The sequence below is a fragment of the Brevibacillus parabrevis genome (assembly GCF_022701015.1).
In the GTDB taxonomy this organism is placed as follows: domain Bacteria; phylum Bacillota; class Bacilli; order Brevibacillales; family Brevibacillaceae; genus Brevibacillus; species Brevibacillus parabrevis.
In genome coordinates, this window is record NZ_CP064090.1 from 592426 (window position 1) to 610000 (window position 17575).

The following is a 17575-nucleotide window of genomic DNA, read 5'->3' on the forward strand; positions in this document are numbered from 1 at the left end:
GAACGTGCAGGAGAGATACAGTAAAATCAATATATCTTTAGGCTGCAAAAGGTGGTTTTGGAACATGGAAGATGCTTTGCAAACGTGGATGGCTCTCGATCAGTTGTACGTAACCCTCAATCAGCAATTGGAAAAATTCCTTAAATCCAACTACGATTTAACCGTCAGTGAGTTTATGGTCATCACTGTGCTCAACGACGACACTGGCGCGGGACTTACCATCGACCAACTGAGCAAAATGGTCAATCTGAGCCACAGCGCGGTTTCCCGTCTTGTCAGTCGCCTGGAAACTTGCCATACTGTGGAACGCCGTTTAAATGAAACCGATCGCCGCAGCTCATTGGTTCGCCTCTCCGACCAGGGAAGAGCCGATTATCAAGGAATCTTGCCGGACATCACCGCTATTATCCGTAATGGGATGAACAAGAAAAACATCTCGATCACGATTTCATGAACATGCTGCTTTTGCATGAGCGTTGACGAACAAAAAGCAACTTGCTATATTATATGTGCGTGCGCACGCAAATAAAAAAGCAGCTTGTATCTTGCTTTTCTACAAGGAGAATAAACCAATGAACAGTCGCCCTCTATCCTATACCGCTCCCCGTCCTTTCCAAATCTCGGTCGATCAGCAAATCCTCGATGATTTGTCCGATCGGCTCAAACAGACACGCTGGCCCGACCGAATCGAACATACAGGATGGAGCTACGGCACTGACGATGTCGTCTTGCGCGATCTCGTCGCCTATTGGAGCGATGGCTTTGACTGGCGCAAACAGGAGCAAGCCTTGAATGAGCTGCCGCACTATACGACAACGATTGACGGTATCGAGATCCACTTCATCCACCTCCGCGGAAAAAGTCCTTCGGCCAAGCCGCTCCTGATGCTCCACGGCTGGCCCAGCTCGTTTGTGCAAATGGCGGAGATTGCCCCGCTCCTGGCTGATCCGGCCGCTTATGGCGGACAGGCAGATCAAGATTTTGATGTCATCATCCCTTCCTTGCCTGGCTACGGCTTCTCTGGTCGGCCAAGTCAATCCGGCATGGATATCGCCTACATGGCTGACATTTTCTCCACTCTGATGACGAAGGTGTTGGGCTACGAGCGCTATATCGGGAGAGGCAGCGACATGGGACAAGGTGTGCTCATGCACCTCGCTCACAAATATCCAGAGCAGCTCATCGGCCTGCACTTCTCGGGTACGAATCTCCTCGTCGCGGAGGTTCCTGACGATATCACGCCAGCCGAGGCAGAATTTATCGCCAACTCCGCCGCCTGGATGAAATCAGAGTGGGCGTACGCATTGCTGCAAGCGACGAAGCCGCAAACGGTTGCCGTGTCCTTGAACGACTCTCCGGCAGGTCTGGCTTCCTGGGTTTTGGAAAAATTCCATGCCTGGACAGACCGCCCCGATGATTTCGTCAACCGCTATGGACGGGATCGGCTTTTGACGAATTTGACAGTGTATTGGGTGACCCAGACGATCGCTTCCTCGATCCGGTTGTATGCAGAGTGTACGCGCAGCAACAGCTTCCATCTGGATGTAAAAGTCCCTACGTGCATGCTGATGGCCGGCTCCGACATGTTTTTAATGCCACGCGAATGGGCGGCCCGCAGCACGAATATCGCGCGCTGGGTCCAGCTTGATTGCGGAGGACACTTCCTGGAATGGGAGGAGCCAGCGCTGGTCGCCGAAGATTTGCGCGCAGCTTATTTTCAATAACCTCCGCCTCCACACTCGTGCTTGAAATAGACCGTCAAACCTCAAGAACCTGCAACAGCAAGAAAACGCTGTTACAGGTTTTTTGACGTGTCTACCCCGCTCTCCAAAAGGACAGCTCCCTCTATCTTATCTCCAAAATGTCTCGAATCCCCTCCTCCGTAAGCTTCCACGATTGATTTTCCCCCGGTTGAATAACTTCTTGAAAAAGCTTCTGTTTACTGGTTTGCAACTCATGTATTCTCTCTTCAATCGTTCCTTGCGCGATCAGCTTGATGACTTGAACGTCTTTCTTTTGCCCCAAGCGATACGCGCGATCGGCTGCCTGCTGTTCCACAGCCGGATTCCACCAGAGGTCGTACAGGATAACCGTGTCTGCCCCTGTGAGATTCAAGCCTGTCCCTCCCGCTTTTAGCGAAATGAGAAACACTTCCCTCTCTCCCTTGTTAAACCGATCGCAAAGCTGTACCCGCTCCTTGGCGGCTGTATTACCGTCCAGGTAGAAGTGGCTGCATTCCTTGTGACTCAATTCCTTGCTAATGATCGCAAGCATCTCCGTGAATTGCGAAAAGATGAGCATTCTCTTGCCTTGCTGCCGATACTCCACCACCAGTTTGCCGAGCTGCGCAAGCTTCGCCGAGCCTCCTGCATACCCTTCCAAAAACAAGCCCGGATGACAGCAAAGCTGACGCAACCTCGTCAAGCCAGCTAGGATTTTCATCTGATTTTCCTGAAAAGTATCCTTGCCGACATGCTTCAGGGAAACATGCTTGAGCCTGGCCAAGTAAGCGGCGTACAGCTTTTTTTGTTCAGGCAGCAAGTCGGAGGTCAGTATGGTTTCCATTTTGCTTGGCAGCTCTCTGAGCACTTCTGCCTTCATCCGACGAAGCATGAACGGCGCGATCAGCTGTGCTATTTTTTCGCGCGAAAGCTCATGAAAAACTTGGCGATCCGGCATTAACCCCGGAAAAACAACGTGGAAAATCGCCCAGACATCCTCGATGTTATTTTCAATCGGCGTGCCTGTCAGCGCAAAGCGATTGGCGGCCTGGAGTTTTTGGAGCGCCTTTGCCGTCAGCGAATCGGCGTTTTTAAAAGCTTGTGCCTCATCGAGAAACAGCGTATGAAACACCCTTTTTTGATAGAAATGACTGTCCATTCGCAATAACGGATACGACGTGATGAAAACGTCTGTCTCACTGGCCCGCTCCAGCGCCGCTTTTCTTTCTTGATGAAGACCATCCACAACCGTAACACGTACTTCCGGTGTGAACCTGGCAAACTCGTGCAGCCAATTGTATATAAGCGAGGAAGGCGCTACGACCAGAACTGGATTGCCCTGCGCCCTGATCTCCGATAGCTCTGCGGCGATGAAGGCCAAGCTTTGCAGCGTTTTCCCCAGCCCCATATCATCCGCAAGAATCCCGCCGCAGTTATTTTGGGCTAAACGCTTCAGCCATTGGAATCCCTCTTGTTGATAGCTTTTCAAAATGGGCGCAAGCTGCGGGGGAAGGGGAAAGTCGGACTTCCCCGGGTTTTTCAGTTCCTCCACCCACTGTTGAAAAGAGCTTCCTTTCGTCAGGATACTCTCTGGTGTCTGTGCCATTTGCTGTAGACCAAAAACAAACGGGACACGAATTTTGCCCTCCACGACCTGCGCTTTGCCCCTGTTCAGCTGTTCAAGCAACATGCCCACATCTGCAAACTGCTTTGCCTCCAAAGACAGCAAGCGGCCATCCCGCAGTCGGTAAAACTTCCTTTTTTCACTCAAGCTCAGCAATACTTCGCGAATTTCCACTTCCGGAACTCCCTGCATATCAAACTGAAAGATGAGCCAATCGGTGCGCTCGTCAACCTCCACCCTGACCGTTGGCCGCGTATCTGCTTTACATATGCGGTCCCGCACCGCTGTTGTGGCATGGATTTCTACATGCGATTGCAGCTGCGGAACCATGTGGACCAAAAAATGGTACTCCTCTTCATCGTTGCTCCAATAATAGCCGCTCTCCGTTCGCGTACCGAGACTCTCTTTCATTAGCCGAAGAATTTCCTGCTCCTTCTCTCCCAGTTGGCTGAGACGTGATTCGGTTGGGATGTCGTCATGCATGGCTTCCAATGGATTCATGACGATCGCATCATAGTGAAACTCCAAACCCGCCAGCAGCCTGTTTTTGATTCTGTCCAGGAACAGCTTGCCTTTGAAACGAGTATTTGCTTTTCCTTTTGCCAGGTCGTCGATGCCTAAATCCCCTGCCAGGCTGCGTGCCGGCTTAGGTTCCGGGTGCTCGATCCTTTTTGCAGCTGATAATGGCGAAGGAGTCTGGCGCGGAGAAACTTGCTGGGGAGGTAAGCCATTGACCTGTATATCGTGCAAGCAGAGGAGAACAGCCGCAACGTGCTGGCAGCTTTTGTGGTAAGAAGAGAGTCTCGGGCAGGTGCACTCCGCGTAGATGTATCCGTTATTGTCCTTTTTAATCGTGACGTCGAACAGCGCTCCGCTATTTACAGTCGCCCGGAAAATCGACTGGCCGGGATGGTAATGGATGAGCTTTACCCGCTTTTCTGCAAAGTACCTCTTCCCTTTTTTAAACGAGATATCGCCGCATATTTGTTTGATTTTTTGCTGATTGAGAAAGTAGTTCATGGGGTGGCTCCTTATAGAATCCGTGTTTGATTTTATTTGCGTGCGCACGCATATATAAAATATCAATTTTGAGGGGGAGTGGCAACTTTTTTGTTATCGAGAGAGCCACCCCCTCTGCTGCCAGTTCGGTTTATTTTCGCGTAGAAAGTCGGAAAAGCGTTAGCTGTGTAGGCTAACGAGGCTAACGCTCTCCGCTTTCGTATAAATGGCAGGCTACACAATGGTTGGGAGCTGCTTCTTGTTTAACGGGAGTCAGCTCTTTGCAAGCTGCCTTCACAAACGGACATCTGGTTTGAAAAACGCAGCCTGATGGCAGATTCAAGGGAGACGGGATTTCGCCGCGAAGGATTACCCGCTCTCTTCTTCGGGTTAGGAATCGGCACAGCTAATCCCGCCAAAATAACTTCATTGACAACGTTTTCACTGAATAATAGAATATATTTAATGACAAGTTAACTTTGATGGAGACTCGGAGACTCATACTTTCTGGCACTTTCATTTTTGAAAGCGCCATTAAAGTATGGGTTTTTTTGCGTGTATCGTCATCTTTGTTAGAAATTACTTTAGGGGAGGAATACGATGCTCAAACTGTTTAGGCCTGCACCGCCTATTGACAGATTGCCTGACGAACAAATTGATTCTGAGTATAAAAAGCTCAGGCTTCAGGTGTTTTTAGGAATCTTCATTGGTTATGCGGCGTACTATCTCATCCGCAAAAACTTCTCGCTCGCCATGCCTTATTTGATTGAAGAAGGATTTACAAAATCAGAGCTTGGTTTTGCCTTATCTGCCATTTCGATTTCCTACGGGATCAGCAAGTTTGTAATGGCCATTTTTTCAGACCGAAGCAACCCGCGAATGTTCTTACCCGCCGGTTTGATTCTTTCTGCACTTATCAGTTTGCTGATGGGCGTTGTCCCTTACTTCACCTCATCCGTCACGATTATGTTTGTAATGCTATTCCTGAACGGTTGGTTCCAGGGAATGGGCTGGCCTCCATCTGGACGTGTCCTCGTACACTGGTTTAGTGTAAGTGAAAGAGGAGGCAAAACAGCGATTTGGAATGTTGCCCATAACGTTGGCGGAGGCTTGATGGCCCCCCTTGCTGTTGCAGGTGCAGCGATGTTCACCGGGCTTTCGGGTAATATCGGTTCCGGATATGAAGGCGTATTTATCCTGCCTGCCCTCGTTGCCATTGTCTTTGCATTCATTACGTATTTCTTAATTCGCGATACTCCGCAGTCAGTCGGCCTGCCGCCTATCGAAGAATATCGCAATGACTATCCAACCAAGACGAAGAAAACGTTTGAAACAGAATTTTCTACAAAAGAAATCCTTTTCAAATATGTGTTGAACAACAAATGGGTTTGGGCCATCGCAGTTGCCAACATCTTCGTCTATTTCGTCCGTTACGGCGTTCTGGACTGGGCGCCAACCTATTTGAGCGAGGAAAAAGGCTTTGATATGAACAAGTCGAGCGTTGCTTACTTCCTATACGAATGGGCAGGCATTCCGGGAACGCTCCTGTGCGGCTGGCTGTCCGATAAATTGTTCAAGGGCCGCCGTGGACCCGCAGGGTTTGTCTTTATGCTCGGCGTATTGATCGCTGTTCTGGTCTACTGGTTCAACCCAGCTGGAAATTCCTTAGTCGATATGATTTGCCTGATCGCGATCGGGTTCCTGATTTACGGTCCAGTCATGCTGATTGGTTTGCAAGCCCTTGATTTTGTTCCGAAAAAGGCCGCTGGAACCGCGGCAGGGCTGACGGGTCTGTTTGGTTACCTTGGCGGTACGGTCTCCGCAAATGCATTGATGGGGGTTATCGTTGACGCCTCCGGCTGGGATGCAGGGTTTATGTTGCTGACAGCTTCGTGCGTAGTGGCTGCGCTTGTTTTTGCGCTGACGTGGAATGTGCGGGGACAGGAAGTCGTTAAAAATCATTAAAATAGCAAAAAGAAGGATGAAAATCGTTGTGATTTTTATCCTTCTTTTTCATGTGATGAATAATCAGTCTTCGCCGGATTTCTTCCTGGTATTCAACTCACCAGATGACTAGCCCTTCTACATAGTCCAAATAGAGAGCAATCTTACATCATGGTTAATAGATCAGTGACTGCTGCAGCATTCTCATGGCTTCTCCGGTTGCACCCATCCCCCCATAGCGTCGGGAAACAATATACCTTCGTGTTCGGTGAAAACCTTTTCGTCCCCCGCCGAATTTCTTTTGCTTCTCCGTAGAAGCGCTCATCAACGACCAAAATTATTTTTCATTCTGAAGAATCTTTCTGTATTCAACACCGTGAATATGTACAAGTATTTTTCGCTTTTCTAATGCCTCAAAAAAATTCAACATATCACCAAACGGGTTTGCAAAATATTGAATTAAGTGTTTAAAATCCTCAGTTGTTTTCAAGAAGTCATAAAAAAAGTAAGGATCAACATTTCCAATATCGTCTTTATTCCCGAGGGAAACTTCCAATTTTTGTCCGGTATCTAAGTTTTCAAACATGCAATGCTCTCCATGAACATCAAAGTACCAATTACCGCTTAAATATTCTTCACCGTTTAGTAATTCCGCATTTGAAATTAAGTAGTAACTTCCTTTTATTATCTCTGATTTTTCAGGCTGGTTTGTTTCCAATATTAATTTATCCATGAGTTCTTGCGCAATTTCTTTATAAGCGTCCATTGCTGCCAACAATTCATCTACCGTTTCTTTGGTTAGCGTGTTCATACATTACCGCCTTTTGTGCTATTTATATTTTTCAGATAAAGTTTTCCTTTAATCGTTTCTTACCAACTCACCCTGCGAATATGCTTCCTTGCAACTTCGCAGAACGTTCAGTTATTCAGGACGTACAAAAGATATATCCAACCTGCTCCGCACCTTTGCCAAAAATTCTGCCAGTCCCAAAGTCTGCAAGCTTGCATTGCGAGCTTAGTGTTACAACTTTATCATCCAGTCTATTCCTTTATTCATCTGTCTAAAACTGGATTATCACTGCACAAGCACAACAGCCCTTTTTATAAATAAAAATCCCGATGACCTAACAAAGCATCATCGGGACTTTTCTTGGAGTTTCATACTTTTTTATAACCAAACACTTGCTATATTAGCCCTATCTCCCCTACTCCACCGTAACACTCTTCGCCAAATTCCGTGGTTTATCCACGTCCAGGCCGCGAGAGATCGAAGCGTAGTAAGCGAGCAATTGCAATGGAATGACGGTCAGAATCGGTGCGAGCATTGGCAGCGTGGCTGGCAGGTAGATGACTTCGTCCACACTCTTTGCCAGGTCTTGGTCGCCTTCGGTTGCGAAGCCCAGGACATGGGCGCCGCGCGCCTTGACTTCCACGATGTTGCTCACCATTTTTTCGTAGATGTCTGGTTGTGTAGCCAATGCGACGACTGGTACGTTATCTTCAATCAGCGCAAGAGTACCGTGCTTCAGTTCGCCAGCCGGGTACGCCTCGGAGTGGATGTAGGAGATTTCCTTGAGCTTCAGGGAGCCTTCCAGCGATACCGCGTAGTCCAGGCTGCGGCCGATGAAGAACAGGCTGTTTACCCCTTTTGTGCTCTCTGCAAAATGGCGCACTTGCTCGGCGTCTTCGAGCATCGATGCGATTTTGCCAGGAATGGTTTCCAGATGCTCCACTACGCTTGCTACCTCGGCCGCTTCCAGCGTGCCTTTTACCTGCGCCAGATACAGGCTGAACAGGTACAGGGCTACCACTTGGGAAGTGTACGCTTTGGTAGAAGCTACGGCTACTTCAGGACCAGCCCAGGTGAAGATCACTTCGTCCGCCTCGCGCGCGACAGAGCTGCCTACTACGTTCGTGATGGCCATGACCTTCACGTTGCTCTTCTTCGCTTCGCGGAGCGCAGCCAGCGTATCTGCTGTCTCACCGGATTGGCTGATGACGATCATCAACGTTTTGTCCGTGTAGATCGGGTCGCGGTAACGGAACTCGGAAGCTACAGCTACCTCTACCGGTACACGGGTCCATTTTTCGATGACGTCTTTGCCGACCAGACCTGCGTGCATGGAAGTACCGCAAGCGACAATGTAGATTCGGTCGTACATTGCCAGCTCGGCATCGCTCATTTTCAGCTCAGGCAAAATGACGCGTTTGTTCTCGTGGTCAATGCGTGCGCCCATCGTGTCGCGGACTGCTTGAGGCTGCTCATGAATTTCTTTCAGCATGAAAGAATCATAGCCGCCTTTTTCCGCTTGCACCAAATCCCACTCGACATGGAACAGATCCCGCTCGATTTTTTCTCCGCTCTCTGCGTCCATCAGTTCCACGCCGTCGCGAGTCAAAACAGCCATTTCGCCTTCGTTCAAAATGTATACGTCGCGTGTATGCTCCAAAATAGCCGGGATATCCGAGCCGATGAAGCTCTCGCCCTGACCTACGCCGACCACAAGCGGGCTAGCCAAACGAATCGCTACCAGCTTATCTGGCTCATGCTCGGTCATGATTCCCAACGCATAGGCACCACGCATACGCTGTACAGCTCGACGCGCTGTAGACACGATATCTCCGTCGTACATGTCAGCCAGCAAGTGAGCGATGACCTCGGTATCTGTCTCGGAAGTGAACGTGTAGCCTTTTGCAAGCAGCTCTTCCTTCAACGGCAGGAAGTTCTCGATGATCCCGTTGTGAACGACAGCAAAAGACGTTTTTGCGTCAGTATGCGGATGGGAGTTTTCGTCAGACGGTTTTCCGTGCGTCGCCCAACGTGTATGCCCGATTCCCATGCAGCCGGAAAGCGGCTTCGACTCCAAACGATCTTCCAGCACTGCAAGGCGTCCCTGCGCCTTTTCCAACTCCAGGCCGTTGTCATTCACTACCGCGATGCCAGCAGAGTCATAACCGCGATACTCCAGCTTGCGCAGACCTCCGATAACGATCTCTTGCGCTTGTTTATCTCCAATATATCCAACGATTCCGCACATAAGTGTATGATCCCCTTCCAAAATTGACGGGGACACAACCCAAAACCAATGGTACGGGGGAGTGCCCCCGCCATTCCATGTTTTATGATCTATATTTTTGTACTAATCCGTGGCTTGAAACGTATCACACGCAAAGTTTTGTCCATCAGATCACCCTGATGCTTTGTCCTTGCGTTCTGCGGCAGTGATACTGCTGCCGGGAGGTACCCGCCGAAATCTTCGATAAACCTCCACCTCGTCCACTGGGCTCCATGTCGGGCAGCCACAGTGCTGGCGCTTTACGACTGTTGGTTTCTTGCTTTCCCTCAAAAATGTGTCTGTTCAATCTCCTCCCAATTTTTGCAATTGGTGCTCCGGCGCACATGAACACTGTACCACAGATCGAACGAAGCGACAATATCTTCGTCATTTACATGTATGCAAAAGGGAGTGGCATCGCACCACTCCCTCCGAACATTTTTTATACCAGTTCCTGTTTGACCACGTCTACGATCCGGTGTACAAGCCCTTCCAGCTGAGCAGCATCCGGGCCTTCTGCCATCACGCGTACAATCGGCTCTGTACCGGACGGACGAACCAGCACACGGCCGTTGCCTGCCAGCTCTTCTTCCACCTCGCGGATCGCCTGCTCGATCGCTACGTTGCCGTTCAACTTCGACTTGTCCTCTACACGGACATTGATCAAAAGCTGCGGATACTTGACCATCACCTGTTTCAGCTCGGACAAAGGCTTGCCCGATTCCTTGATGATGTTCAACAGCTGCAAGCCTGTCAAAAGGCCGTCACCTGTCGTATTGTAATCCAGGAAGACGATGTGGCCGGACTGTTCTCCACCGAGGTTGTAGCCGCCGCGCAGCATCTCTTCCACCACGTAGCGGTCGCCTACAGCCGTTTTGGTTGTATGAATGGAGCACTCCTCCATCCCTTTGAAAAAGCCCATGTTGGCCATAACAGTTGTGACAACAGTATTGTTGTTGAGCTTTCCTTTTGCTTTCAACGCACGTGCGCAAACCGCCATGATGTAATCGCCATCGATGATTTCGCCTGTCTCGTCGACCGCGATACAGCGGTCCGCATCGCCGTCAAAAGAAAGTCCCAGGTCAGCTTTATGCTTCAGCACTTCCTCCTGAAGTCGCTCAGGATGGGTAGAGCCGCATTGTTCGTTGATATTGACTCCGTTCGGGTTGGCCCCGATGGTGATCACTTCTGCGTCCACGTCTGCAAACAAACGGGCTGCCAGCGACGACACCGCTCCATTGGCACAGTCCAAAACGACCTTCAAACCGTCGAAACGCTCGGATACGGTACTTTTCAGGTGAGAGAGATACTTTTGTCCACCTTCAAGAAATTCCAATACCGTGCCGATCTGTTCTCCTACTGGTCTTGGCAAAGTGTCCTCTGCGGCGTCCAGATACTGTTCCACTTCGGCTTCTACGTCGTCGGACAGTTTGAAACCGTTGCTGCCGAAGAACTTGATTCCGTTATCCGGAAACGGATTGTGGGAGGCGGAAATCATGACACCCGCATCCGCACCCAATGCACGCGTGAGATACGCAACACCCGAGGTGGAGATGACACCCAATCTGACCACTTCTGCTCCAACCGAAAGCAAGCCAGCCAAAAGCGCGTTTTCCAGCATTTGTCCGGAAATGCGCGTGTCGCGCCCAATCACCACTTTTGGTTTGCCTTCCTGCTTGTGTCTGGTGAGAACGTAGCCGCCAACGCGACCGATTTTAAATGCCAGTTCGGGTGTCAATTGTGTATTGGCTACACCACGCACACCGTCTGTTCCGAAATACTTCCCCATGTTTGTCCCTCATTTCCTTCCTTGTGCACACAACAGCTTATGTCTACCTTTGTTTGTTCGTGATTTCGATTGTGACCTTTTTCGGTGCGCTCGCAGAAGTCTTGATATAATCCGGCTGATTGAAAATATAATTCAGAGGCACCTCGTACACACCAGCCGGCATATTGCTGACGTCTGCCACGACCTGCAAGTCTTCGTGTCTCAATTGATCCAGCACTTGGGCTGCACCTATTACATCAAAGTCAATTGTAGACAGCTCCTGACCATCGGTGGACAACACCCTGGCTTGCATAGTCTCTGACAACCCGCTGATGCGAATCGGGATTTTCTCCAAACGCTTGGTTGTGGACGGAACTACTTTCAACGATACCTTGAGATACTCCGGCTCTACCTTCACGATGTTATCCGCTAACGGTATCTTTAGCTCCAAAAGACGATCTGATGTAATGTTGCTAAGATCGATTTCCGGTCCTGAGTAGGTGTTCGCCTTCATGGCGTCGATGACCTCTTTCGGACCAAAAACGGTCACTTCATCCACATTCATATCCATACTAGCCAAACTATAGCCATTCGGCATTTCATTCGTCAAGTTTAATTTGATCGGCACTTTCACAAAAGGACTGGTGACCGGGATGTTTACCTCAACCGTCAACGGAATGACATCCGCCCCTTGAATCACATTTCCTGACTTGTCCACGACTTTGAGTGGGACTGTAGTCTTAATCGCGGAAGTGGCCCCTTCCAGATCGACGGACGCCTTGACTGCCGCCACTTTGTCTACCTGGCTTTCCGGAACTCTGACAAGCGCCCTGAACGGCTTGACGATCGGTTCACCCGCGGTATAGCCGGGAGCTACTTGTCCCAGTTTTTCCACGGTAACTTCCCGTTCCACTGTCTTCTTCTCTTCCAGCGTAATTTCCACGATGTTCGGAATGATGCCCACTTTCACTTCATCCGGAAACCCTTTGTACTGGACAGGAACCCTGTGAGTCCCTTTTCCCAAATTGGTCGCATCGACGTATACTTCCATCGAATCAGCCGGGAAAAAGTTATGGCGGTAAAACGGGTTGTTGCTTTCCAAAGCGACTTTTACCGTTCGCTGCTGCTTGACGACCTGGAAACGATCCGTATCGTACTTGACATGCAAGGTCACGCCGTCGATAAAGACGGGCTGGCTCGCTTCCGGAGTCGGGGTCTGCTCTGTTTCCAGATTGACGACCATCCACATCATGACAGCCAAAAGCAGCGCTACGGCCCGTGCAAACCAATGACTGTTCAACCATTTATCCATGTTTTCGCCTCCATTGCCAACGACTGCCAATGGACTTGCCCTTTGACAGAGGCTGGAGCTGTTCGGTCAGCATCTCTGCCAGTTGCGCCTCCGTCAGATTTCGGTTCATCGCGCCATGCGCGGCAAAAGACACTTGTCCCGTCTCTTCCGAAACGATAATGGACATGCCATCCGAAACCTCGCTCACGCCGATTGCGGCGCGGTGACGAGTCCCCAACTCCTTGGAGATGGAGTTGTTCTCGGACAACGGAAGGTAACAGGCAGCAGCCAAAATGACGTCCTTGCGCATGATCACGGCTCCGTCATGCAATGGCGTATTCGGAATAAAAATATTGATCAAAAGCTCCGAGCTTACCCGCCCGTTGATGGCGATGCCCGTCTCTACATAGTCGTTCAGACCTGTCTCGCGTTCAATGACGATCAATGCCCCAATCCGCCGTTTTGCCATGTAGGTAACCGATTTGCACACTTCCTGCACCACGCGGTTTACCATGTCGTCATCTTGCAGGCTGCTCGAACGCGAAAAGAGCTTGCCTCGCCCGAGCTGCTCCAGCGCACGCCGCAGTTCCGGCTGAAAGATAATGACCACAGCCAATACCCCGAAAGTAAACGCCTGGGACATCAACCAGTGAAGCGTCGTCAGCTGGAAGTATTTGCTGAGGAGCCAGGTGATGACGATGACCATGATCCCCTTCAGCAATTGTACCGCGCGTGTTCCGCGGATGAGCATAATGATTTTATAGATCACGTATGTAACGAGTAAAATATCCGTTCCATACCGCAGTAAATCCCCATAATCCATCGATATCATAACGAAGCCCCCATATCTCGCTCCATCTAAATAAGGTCAGCCTGTCTCCTGCGGAAAAAGCACGGCTCCACTGCCGTGCTGTTGATAGCTGTACTCTCTATTTTCTCTTATGGCAAGATCGGAAGCAAGTCATTTCCAATATTTTTCACCTCATACCAAATCCAATCGAAAATAGCTTCTATAGATTCAGTGTTTCCCACCACCTGAGCGGTAGATGCCACGAACACTTTGCCTTCGATGGCTACGACATTTCCTTTGACGTGTCCTTGAACGTCTACATTGCCGTTGCGCACGACCAAATCACCGTCGATGCTCGTTCCAGCCGGCACCACGACGACGTTGCGTTGCCGATCTATTTTCAACTTATCCATGTTCGCGGAGGATACCTGTAGCGTGTTGTCCCGATCGAACCAGTTCGCGCACAAGCTGCCCGTCATGAGGAACAGAAATACTGCTGCCGCGGTCAAAAACGGGTGATTGCGCAGCCAGCTGGAAAAAAGGTTGGCTTTGGTCGGCGCAGGTAATTGCGCGAGTACGCGTGCAGTAAAATCAGGAGAAACATGAATATGTGAAGCGCTCTGTACAAAAGCGATGGCCCGCTGCAGCTCGTGCATATGCTGGCGGCAGCTCGCACATGACCTTATATGTGCTTGCAAATGCTGATTGGCTAATTCATCAGTGTCCCCATCCAAATATTCGTGAATGAGAATTATCATTTCCCGGCATTCCATCGTGATTTTCTCCTTTCTCACATCAATCGCAACTTGCTTCGCAACGCTTCCCGTCCTCGGTGAATGCGCGTTTTAATCGTCGTAATGGGAAGTTTTACGATATCGCTGATCTCTTGCAACGACAAGTCCTCGATGTAGCGCAAGATCATAATCGAGCGATATTTGGGCTGCAAATGAGACAGGGCATCCTGTACTGTCTCCTGCAACTCCTGCGTCACGACTTTGTCTTCTGGTGTTTTTTCACTAGAAGACAGGCGCGAATACCAGTCCATTCCCTGTCCTGGTTCGGTTTCTTCATCCAATGAAAAGTCAGGTCGTTTTTTACGGCCGCGGTCGATACATAGATTGGTTGCGATCCGGTAGATCCATGTGGAGAACTTGTAGCTGTCATCGTACGAATGCAGGTTGGCATACACGCGCAAAAAGGTTTCTTGCGCGATGTCCTCCGCATCCTGACGGTTCCCTACCATACGATATGCAAGCTGAAAAATCTTGTCTTTATAAATCTCGATCAACTCCGCAAATGCTTCGCGGTCTCCACGCTTCGCCCGCTGAGTCAACCGTTTCTCTACAAAATCCATGCCATCCTCCCCACAATACCGTAATCCTATATACGGATGATACTGCAAATGGTTTCGTTCCAAATACGCGTTTGTGCAGGTAATTTGTTGGGAATTAGAGGAATAAGGCTACTGCCTACCTCTATATATTAGTGATGATAACTCTTTCATCCCTCAGATGGAAAGGAGAGTGGGACGTATGTCAAAACAAGACGTTCTCCTCCAGATCGAGCAGTTGCGCAAAGAACTGAATGATCAGTACAAGAAGCAGGCATCCATCACTCCTGAATTAGTCGCCCTAAGCGTGCAACTTGATCACCTATTAAACGAACTACATCTCCATCCTTAGAATGTACTTCTTTCTTCCACCAATGTAAAGATGCGTAAAAAGCAAAAAGAGAGGCGATTGCAGCCTCTCTTCTTGCTTTTTACCCCTTCATTTTACAGCAATTTATCTCCGAATACAGAGCTCATCAACGCAACGGCAACCCGTGCCGTCATGTTTTCGCGATCAAGGATCGGATTTACTTCCACAAACTCGGCGGAACACAGAATGTCGGCATCAGCCAGCATCTCAAGGGACACATGGCCTTCGCGATAGGAAATGCCGCCAATCACCGGCGTTCCTACCCCTGGTGCATCGTGCGGATCGAGTCCATCCAAATCCAGACTCAAGTGTACGCCATCTGTGTTTTTGGACACATGGGCAATCGCTTCATCCATCACGCGAGCCATGCCCAACTTGTCGATCTCGTGCATCGTGAACACTTTCATGCCGATGCGCTTGATCAAATCGCGTTCCCCTTGATCCAGATCGCGCGCTCCGATGATCACCACATTTTCCGGCTTCAGCTTAGGTGCAAAGCCACCGATGTTCGTCAGGCGCTGATGTCCGAAGCCAAGGCTTGCTGCCAGCGGCATTCCGTGAATGTTGCCGGATGGAGATGTCTCCCCGGTGTTCAAGTCTCCGTGAGCATCAAACCAGATGACCCCGAGATTTTTCACGTGTTTTGCCACACCAGCGATCGTACCCAGAGCGATGCTGTGATCGCCGCCCAGCACGAGCGGAAAACGGCCAGCGGTCATGATATCGCTTACAACATCAGCAAGCTTTTCATTTGCTTCTACAACTTCATCCAGATATTTATGATTTTCCGTTTCCGTAAAGTGGTGTGGACGGGTGACAAAAATATCTCCGCGATCCTCGATGTGAAAGCCCATTTTCTCCAGACGAGCTACTACACCTGCATAGCGGATTGCGCTAGGCCCCATATCTACTCCACGGCGGTCTGCCCCCAGATCCATCGGTACGCCAACAATACTCATGTTCTTGTTCATTATAAATGCCCCCAATTCCTTCGATCGTTGTTGCTTCACCCCTATATTGTAGCCTCCGATGGCGAAATGACTCAACTCGACAGGATTTTGCATAAATAACCCGTTTGTCATGTTATTGTCAAAAATGTCCCTTTTTGGGAACACAAAAAAACGAGCAACCGAATCGGCCGCTCGCTTTACACAAAACATATGGAGCGGGTGATGGGAATCGAACCCACGCGACCAGCTTGGAAGGCTGGAGTTCTACCATTGAACTACACCCGCACAACTTTATGGAAAACATGCAAAACCCTGCAAAAATGAAGGGTAAAAATGGTCGGGAAGACAGGATTCGAACCTGCGACCCCTTGGTCCCAAGCCAAGTACTCTACCAAGCTGAGCTACTTCCCGATTATAAGGTGAAAATGGCGTGCCCTGAGAGATTCGAACTCCCGACCTTTTGATTCGTAGTCAAACGCTCTATCCAGCTGAGCTAAGGGCACATATTTTTTTACCAGTAAAAACTGGTGAGCCATGAAGGACTCGAACCTTCGACCCTCTGATTAAAAGTCAGATGCTCTACCAACTGAGCTAATGGCTCGCAAATGGCTGGGGTACTAGGATTTGAACCTAGGAATGACGGAGTCAAAGTCCGTTGCCTTACCGCTTGGCTATACCCCAAAAACGCGAAAAAAATGGTGGGGAGAGACGGATTCGAACCGCCGAACCCGGAGGGAGCAGATTTACAGTCTGCCGTGTTTAGCCACTTCACTATCTCCCCATTTTCAGCTATAAAAAGTGGTGGAGGCTGACGGGATCGAACCGCCGACCCTCTGCTTGTAAGGCAGATGCTCTCCCAGCTGAGCTAAGCCTCCAAAGTACCCCACAAAGTGAAGAGATTGCGTTGTAGCAACACCGAGTACTTTGCGAGAGCCCCAACAAATAGTTGGGTGTATAGGTGACCCGTAGGGGATTCGAACCCCTGTATGACAGCGTGAAAGGCTGCTGTGTTAAACCGCTTCACCAACGGGCCATGATTGTTAGGATGACTTCTGGTGCTCCCGACAGGAATCGAACCTGCGACCTCTTCCTTACCATGGAAACGCTCTACCGACTGAGCTACAGGAGCATCATATGGCTCCTCGGGACGGACTCGAACCGCCGACCGATCGGTTAACAGCCGATTGCTCTACCAACTGAGCTACCGAGGAACGTTGAAGGATTTATTCCTTCAAAACTGAATACGCATGATTGCTAAGCATGTGTGGATAAGTCCTCGACCGATTAGTATTCGTCAGCTCCACGCGTTACCGCGCTTCCACATCGAACCTATCAACCTCATCGTCTATGAGGGGTCTTACCAGCTTGCGCTGTGGGAAGTCTCATCTTGGAGGGGGCTTCACGCTTAGATGCTTTCAGCGCTTATCCCGTCCGCACATAGCTACCCAGCTGTGCCACTGGCGTGACAACTGGTGCACCAGCGGTGCGTCCATCCCGGTCCTCTCGTACTAAGGACAGCTCTCCTCAAACTTCCTACGCCCGCGACAGATAGGGACCGAACTGTCTCACGACGTTCTGAACCCAGCTCGCGTACCGCTTTAATGGGCGAACAGCCCAACCCTTGGGACCTACTTCAGCCCCAGGATGCGATGAGCCGACATCGAGGTGCCAAACCTCCCCGTCGATGTGGACTCTTGGGGGAGATAAGCCTGTTATCCCCAGGGTAGCTTTT

Annotated in this window: 13 protein-coding genes, 10 tRNA genes, 1 rRNA gene and 1 pseudogene (1 of these 25 cut by a window edge); 4 read left to right on the forward strand and 21 right to left on the reverse strand. The window is 50.0% G+C overall.

Annotated features, from left to right (window positions below):
• The first annotated feature begins 64 nt into the window (after window positions 1-64).
• Window positions 65-454 carry a MarR family winged helix-turn-helix transcriptional regulator gene (locus IRJ17_RS02725; protein WP_122962149.1) on the forward strand — a complete coding sequence of 130 codons (390 nt, stop codon included), beginning with the start codon at window positions 65-67 and terminating at the stop codon, window positions 452-454.
• A 118-nt stretch (window positions 455-572) separates the two neighbouring features.
• Entirely contained in the window at window positions 573-1724 is a 1152-nt protein-coding gene (locus IRJ17_RS02730; RefSeq protein WP_242773151.1) for an epoxide hydrolase family protein, read from the forward strand.
• 121 nt (window positions 1725-1845) lie between these two features.
• Here IRJ17_RS02730 and IRJ17_RS02735 read toward each other — a convergent pair whose 3' ends face one another.
• Window positions 1846-4365, reverse strand: a complete 2520-nt coding sequence (locus IRJ17_RS02735; protein ID WP_173599692.1) for a DEAD/DEAH box helicase — start codon at window positions 4363-4365, stop codon at window positions 1846-1848.
• A 181-nt stretch (window positions 4366-4546) separates the two neighbouring features.
• Window positions 4547-4729, reverse strand: a pseudogene (locus IRJ17_RS02740) (oligopeptide/dipeptide ABC transporter ATP-binding protein); the annotation flags it as partial.
• A gap of 215 nt (window positions 4730-4944) precedes the next feature.
• Here IRJ17_RS02740 and glpT point away from each other — a divergent pair.
• Window positions 4945-6309, forward strand: a complete 1365-nt coding sequence (gene glpT, locus IRJ17_RS02745) for a glycerol-3-phosphate transporter (RefSeq protein ID WP_173599691.1) — start codon at window positions 4945-4947, stop codon at window positions 6307-6309.
• Between the two features lie 316 nt (window positions 6310-6625).
• Here glpT and IRJ17_RS02750 read toward each other — a convergent pair whose 3' ends face one another.
• The 7 genes from IRJ17_RS02750 to sigW all read right to left on the reverse strand — a co-directional run bounded on the left by IRJ17_RS02750 (window position 6626) and on the right by sigW (window position 14547).
• Window positions 6626-7099 carry a DUF6896 domain-containing protein gene (locus IRJ17_RS02750; protein ID WP_242773160.1) on the reverse strand — a complete coding sequence of 158 codons (474 nt, stop codon included), beginning with the start codon at window positions 7097-7099 and terminating at the stop codon, window positions 6626-6628.
• A gap of 394 nt (window positions 7100-7493) precedes the next feature.
• Window positions 7494-9326, reverse strand: a complete 1833-nt coding sequence (glmS, locus tag IRJ17_RS02755; protein WP_173599681.1) for a glutamine--fructose-6-phosphate transaminase (isomerizing) — start codon at window positions 9324-9326, stop codon at window positions 7494-7496.
• Between the two features lie 460 nt (window positions 9327-9786).
• Complete coding sequence (glmM, locus tag IRJ17_RS02760) at window positions 9787-11133, reverse strand: phosphoglucosamine mutase (protein WP_122962142.1); 1347 nt, start codon at window positions 11131-11133, stop codon at window positions 9787-9789.
• 43 nt (window positions 11134-11176) lie between these two features.
• Window positions 11177-12424: a CdaR family protein gene (locus tag IRJ17_RS02765; protein WP_173597875.1), complete on the reverse strand. Its 1248-nt coding sequence runs from the start codon at window positions 12422-12424 to the stop codon at window positions 11177-11179.
• Window positions 12417-13235: a diadenylate cyclase CdaA gene (gene cdaA, locus IRJ17_RS02770; protein WP_007780837.1), complete on the reverse strand. Its 819-nt coding sequence runs from the start codon at window positions 13233-13235 to the stop codon at window positions 12417-12419. The genes IRJ17_RS02765 and cdaA overlap by 8 nt, the downstream gene beginning before the upstream one ends.
• Window positions 13236-13342: 107 nt before the next feature.
• A complete protein-coding gene (locus tag IRJ17_RS02775) occupies window positions 13343-13966 on the reverse strand; it encodes a zf-HC2 domain-containing protein (protein WP_122962140.1) in 624 nt (207 codons plus the stop codon).
• Window positions 13967-13983: 17 nt separating this feature from the next.
• Window positions 13984-14547, reverse strand: a complete 564-nt coding sequence (gene sigW / locus IRJ17_RS02780; protein WP_063229047.1) for an RNA polymerase sigma factor SigW — start codon at window positions 14545-14547, stop codon at window positions 13984-13986.
• A 178-nt stretch (window positions 14548-14725) separates the two neighbouring features.
• Between sigW and IRJ17_RS02785 the strand changes: the two genes are divergently transcribed.
• A complete protein-coding gene (locus IRJ17_RS02785) occupies window positions 14726-14875 on the forward strand; it encodes an aspartyl-phosphate phosphatase Spo0E family protein (protein WP_063229046.1) in 150 nt (49 codons plus the stop codon).
• Window positions 14876-14967: 92 nt separating this feature from the next.
• On the opposite strand, the gene rocF is transcribed toward IRJ17_RS02785, so the two are convergent.
• The 12 genes from rocF to IRJ17_RS02845 all read right to left on the reverse strand — a co-directional run.
• Window positions 14968-15864 (reverse strand): arginase, encoded by an 897-nt coding sequence (gene rocF, locus IRJ17_RS02790; protein WP_063229045.1) that lies wholly within the window; start codon window positions 15862-15864, stop codon window positions 14968-14970.
• Between the two features lie 190 nt (window positions 15865-16054).
• Window positions 16055-16128 (reverse strand) — tRNA-Gly (locus tag IRJ17_RS02795).
• A 49-nt stretch (window positions 16129-16177) separates the two neighbouring features.
• Window positions 16178-16254, reverse strand: a tRNA-Pro gene (locus IRJ17_RS02800).
• Between the two features lie 15 nt (window positions 16255-16269).
• Window positions 16270-16346: transfer RNA gene (locus IRJ17_RS02805), tRNA-Arg, on the reverse strand.
• A 22-nt stretch (window positions 16347-16368) separates the two neighbouring features.
• Window positions 16369-16444: transfer RNA gene (locus IRJ17_RS02810), tRNA-Lys, on the reverse strand.
• 5 nt (window positions 16445-16449) lie between these two features.
• Window positions 16450-16524 (reverse strand) — tRNA-Gln (locus IRJ17_RS02815).
• Between the two features lie 15 nt (window positions 16525-16539).
• Window positions 16540-16624 (reverse strand) — tRNA-Tyr (locus IRJ17_RS02820).
• 18 nt (window positions 16625-16642) lie between these two features.
• A tRNA-Val gene (locus IRJ17_RS02825) sits at window positions 16643-16718 on the reverse strand.
• A gap of 84 nt (window positions 16719-16802) precedes the next feature.
• Window positions 16803-16876, reverse strand: a tRNA-Glu gene (locus IRJ17_RS02830).
• A 20-nt stretch (window positions 16877-16896) separates the two neighbouring features.
• Window positions 16897-16972: transfer RNA gene (locus IRJ17_RS02835), tRNA-Thr, on the reverse strand.
• A 6-nt stretch (window positions 16973-16978) separates the two neighbouring features.
• Window positions 16979-17054: transfer RNA gene (locus IRJ17_RS02840), tRNA-Asn, on the reverse strand.
• 53 nt (window positions 17055-17107) lie between these two features.
• Window positions 17108-17575, reverse strand: a 23S ribosomal RNA gene (locus IRJ17_RS02845) (it continues 2444 nt past the right edge of the window).

Bases quoted from the DNA above. Each gene is read 5' to 3' on its own strand.
- glmS (WP_173599681.1), bottom strand. From the start codon at position 9,326: ATGTGCGGAATCGTTGGATATATTGGAGATAAACAAGCGCAAGAGATC.
- cdaA (WP_007780837.1), bottom strand. From the start codon at position 13,235: ATGATATCGATGGATTATGGGGATTTACTGCGGTATGGAACGGATATT.
- glmM (WP_122962142.1), bottom strand. From the start codon at position 11,133: ATGGGGAAGTATTTCGGAACAGACGGTGTGCGTGGTGTAGCCAATACA.
- IRJ17_RS02725 (WP_122962149.1), top strand. From the start codon at position 65: ATGGAAGATGCTTTGCAAACGTGGATGGCTCTCGATCAGTTGTACGTA.
- glpT (WP_173599691.1), top strand. From the start codon at position 4,945: ATGCTCAAACTGTTTAGGCCTGCACCGCCTATTGACAGATTGCCTGAC.
- IRJ17_RS02775 (WP_122962140.1), bottom strand. From the start codon at position 13,966: ATGGAATGCCGGGAAATGATAATTCTCATTCACGAATATTTGGATGGG.
- IRJ17_RS02765 (WP_173597875.1), bottom strand. From the start codon at position 12,424: ATGGATAAATGGTTGAACAGTCATTGGTTTGCACGGGCCGTAGCGCTG.
- IRJ17_RS02785 (WP_063229046.1), top strand. From the start codon at position 14,726: ATGTCAAAACAAGACGTTCTCCTCCAGATCGAGCAGTTGCGCAAAGAA.
- sigW (WP_063229047.1), bottom strand. From the start codon at position 14,547: ATGGATTTTGTAGAGAAACGGTTGACTCAGCGGGCGAAGCGTGGAGAC.
- rocF (WP_063229045.1), bottom strand. From the start codon at position 15,864: ATGAACAAGAACATGAGTATTGTTGGCGTACCGATGGATCTGGGGGCA.
- IRJ17_RS02730 (WP_242773151.1), top strand. From the start codon at position 573: ATGAACAGTCGCCCTCTATCCTATACCGCTCCCCGTCCTTTCCAAATC.
- IRJ17_RS02735 (WP_173599692.1), bottom strand. From the start codon at position 4,365: ATGAACTACTTTCTCAATCAGCAAAAAATCAAACAAATATGCGGCGAT.
- IRJ17_RS02750 (WP_242773160.1), bottom strand. From the start codon at position 7,099: ATGAACACGCTAACCAAAGAAACGGTAGATGAATTGTTGGCAGCAATG.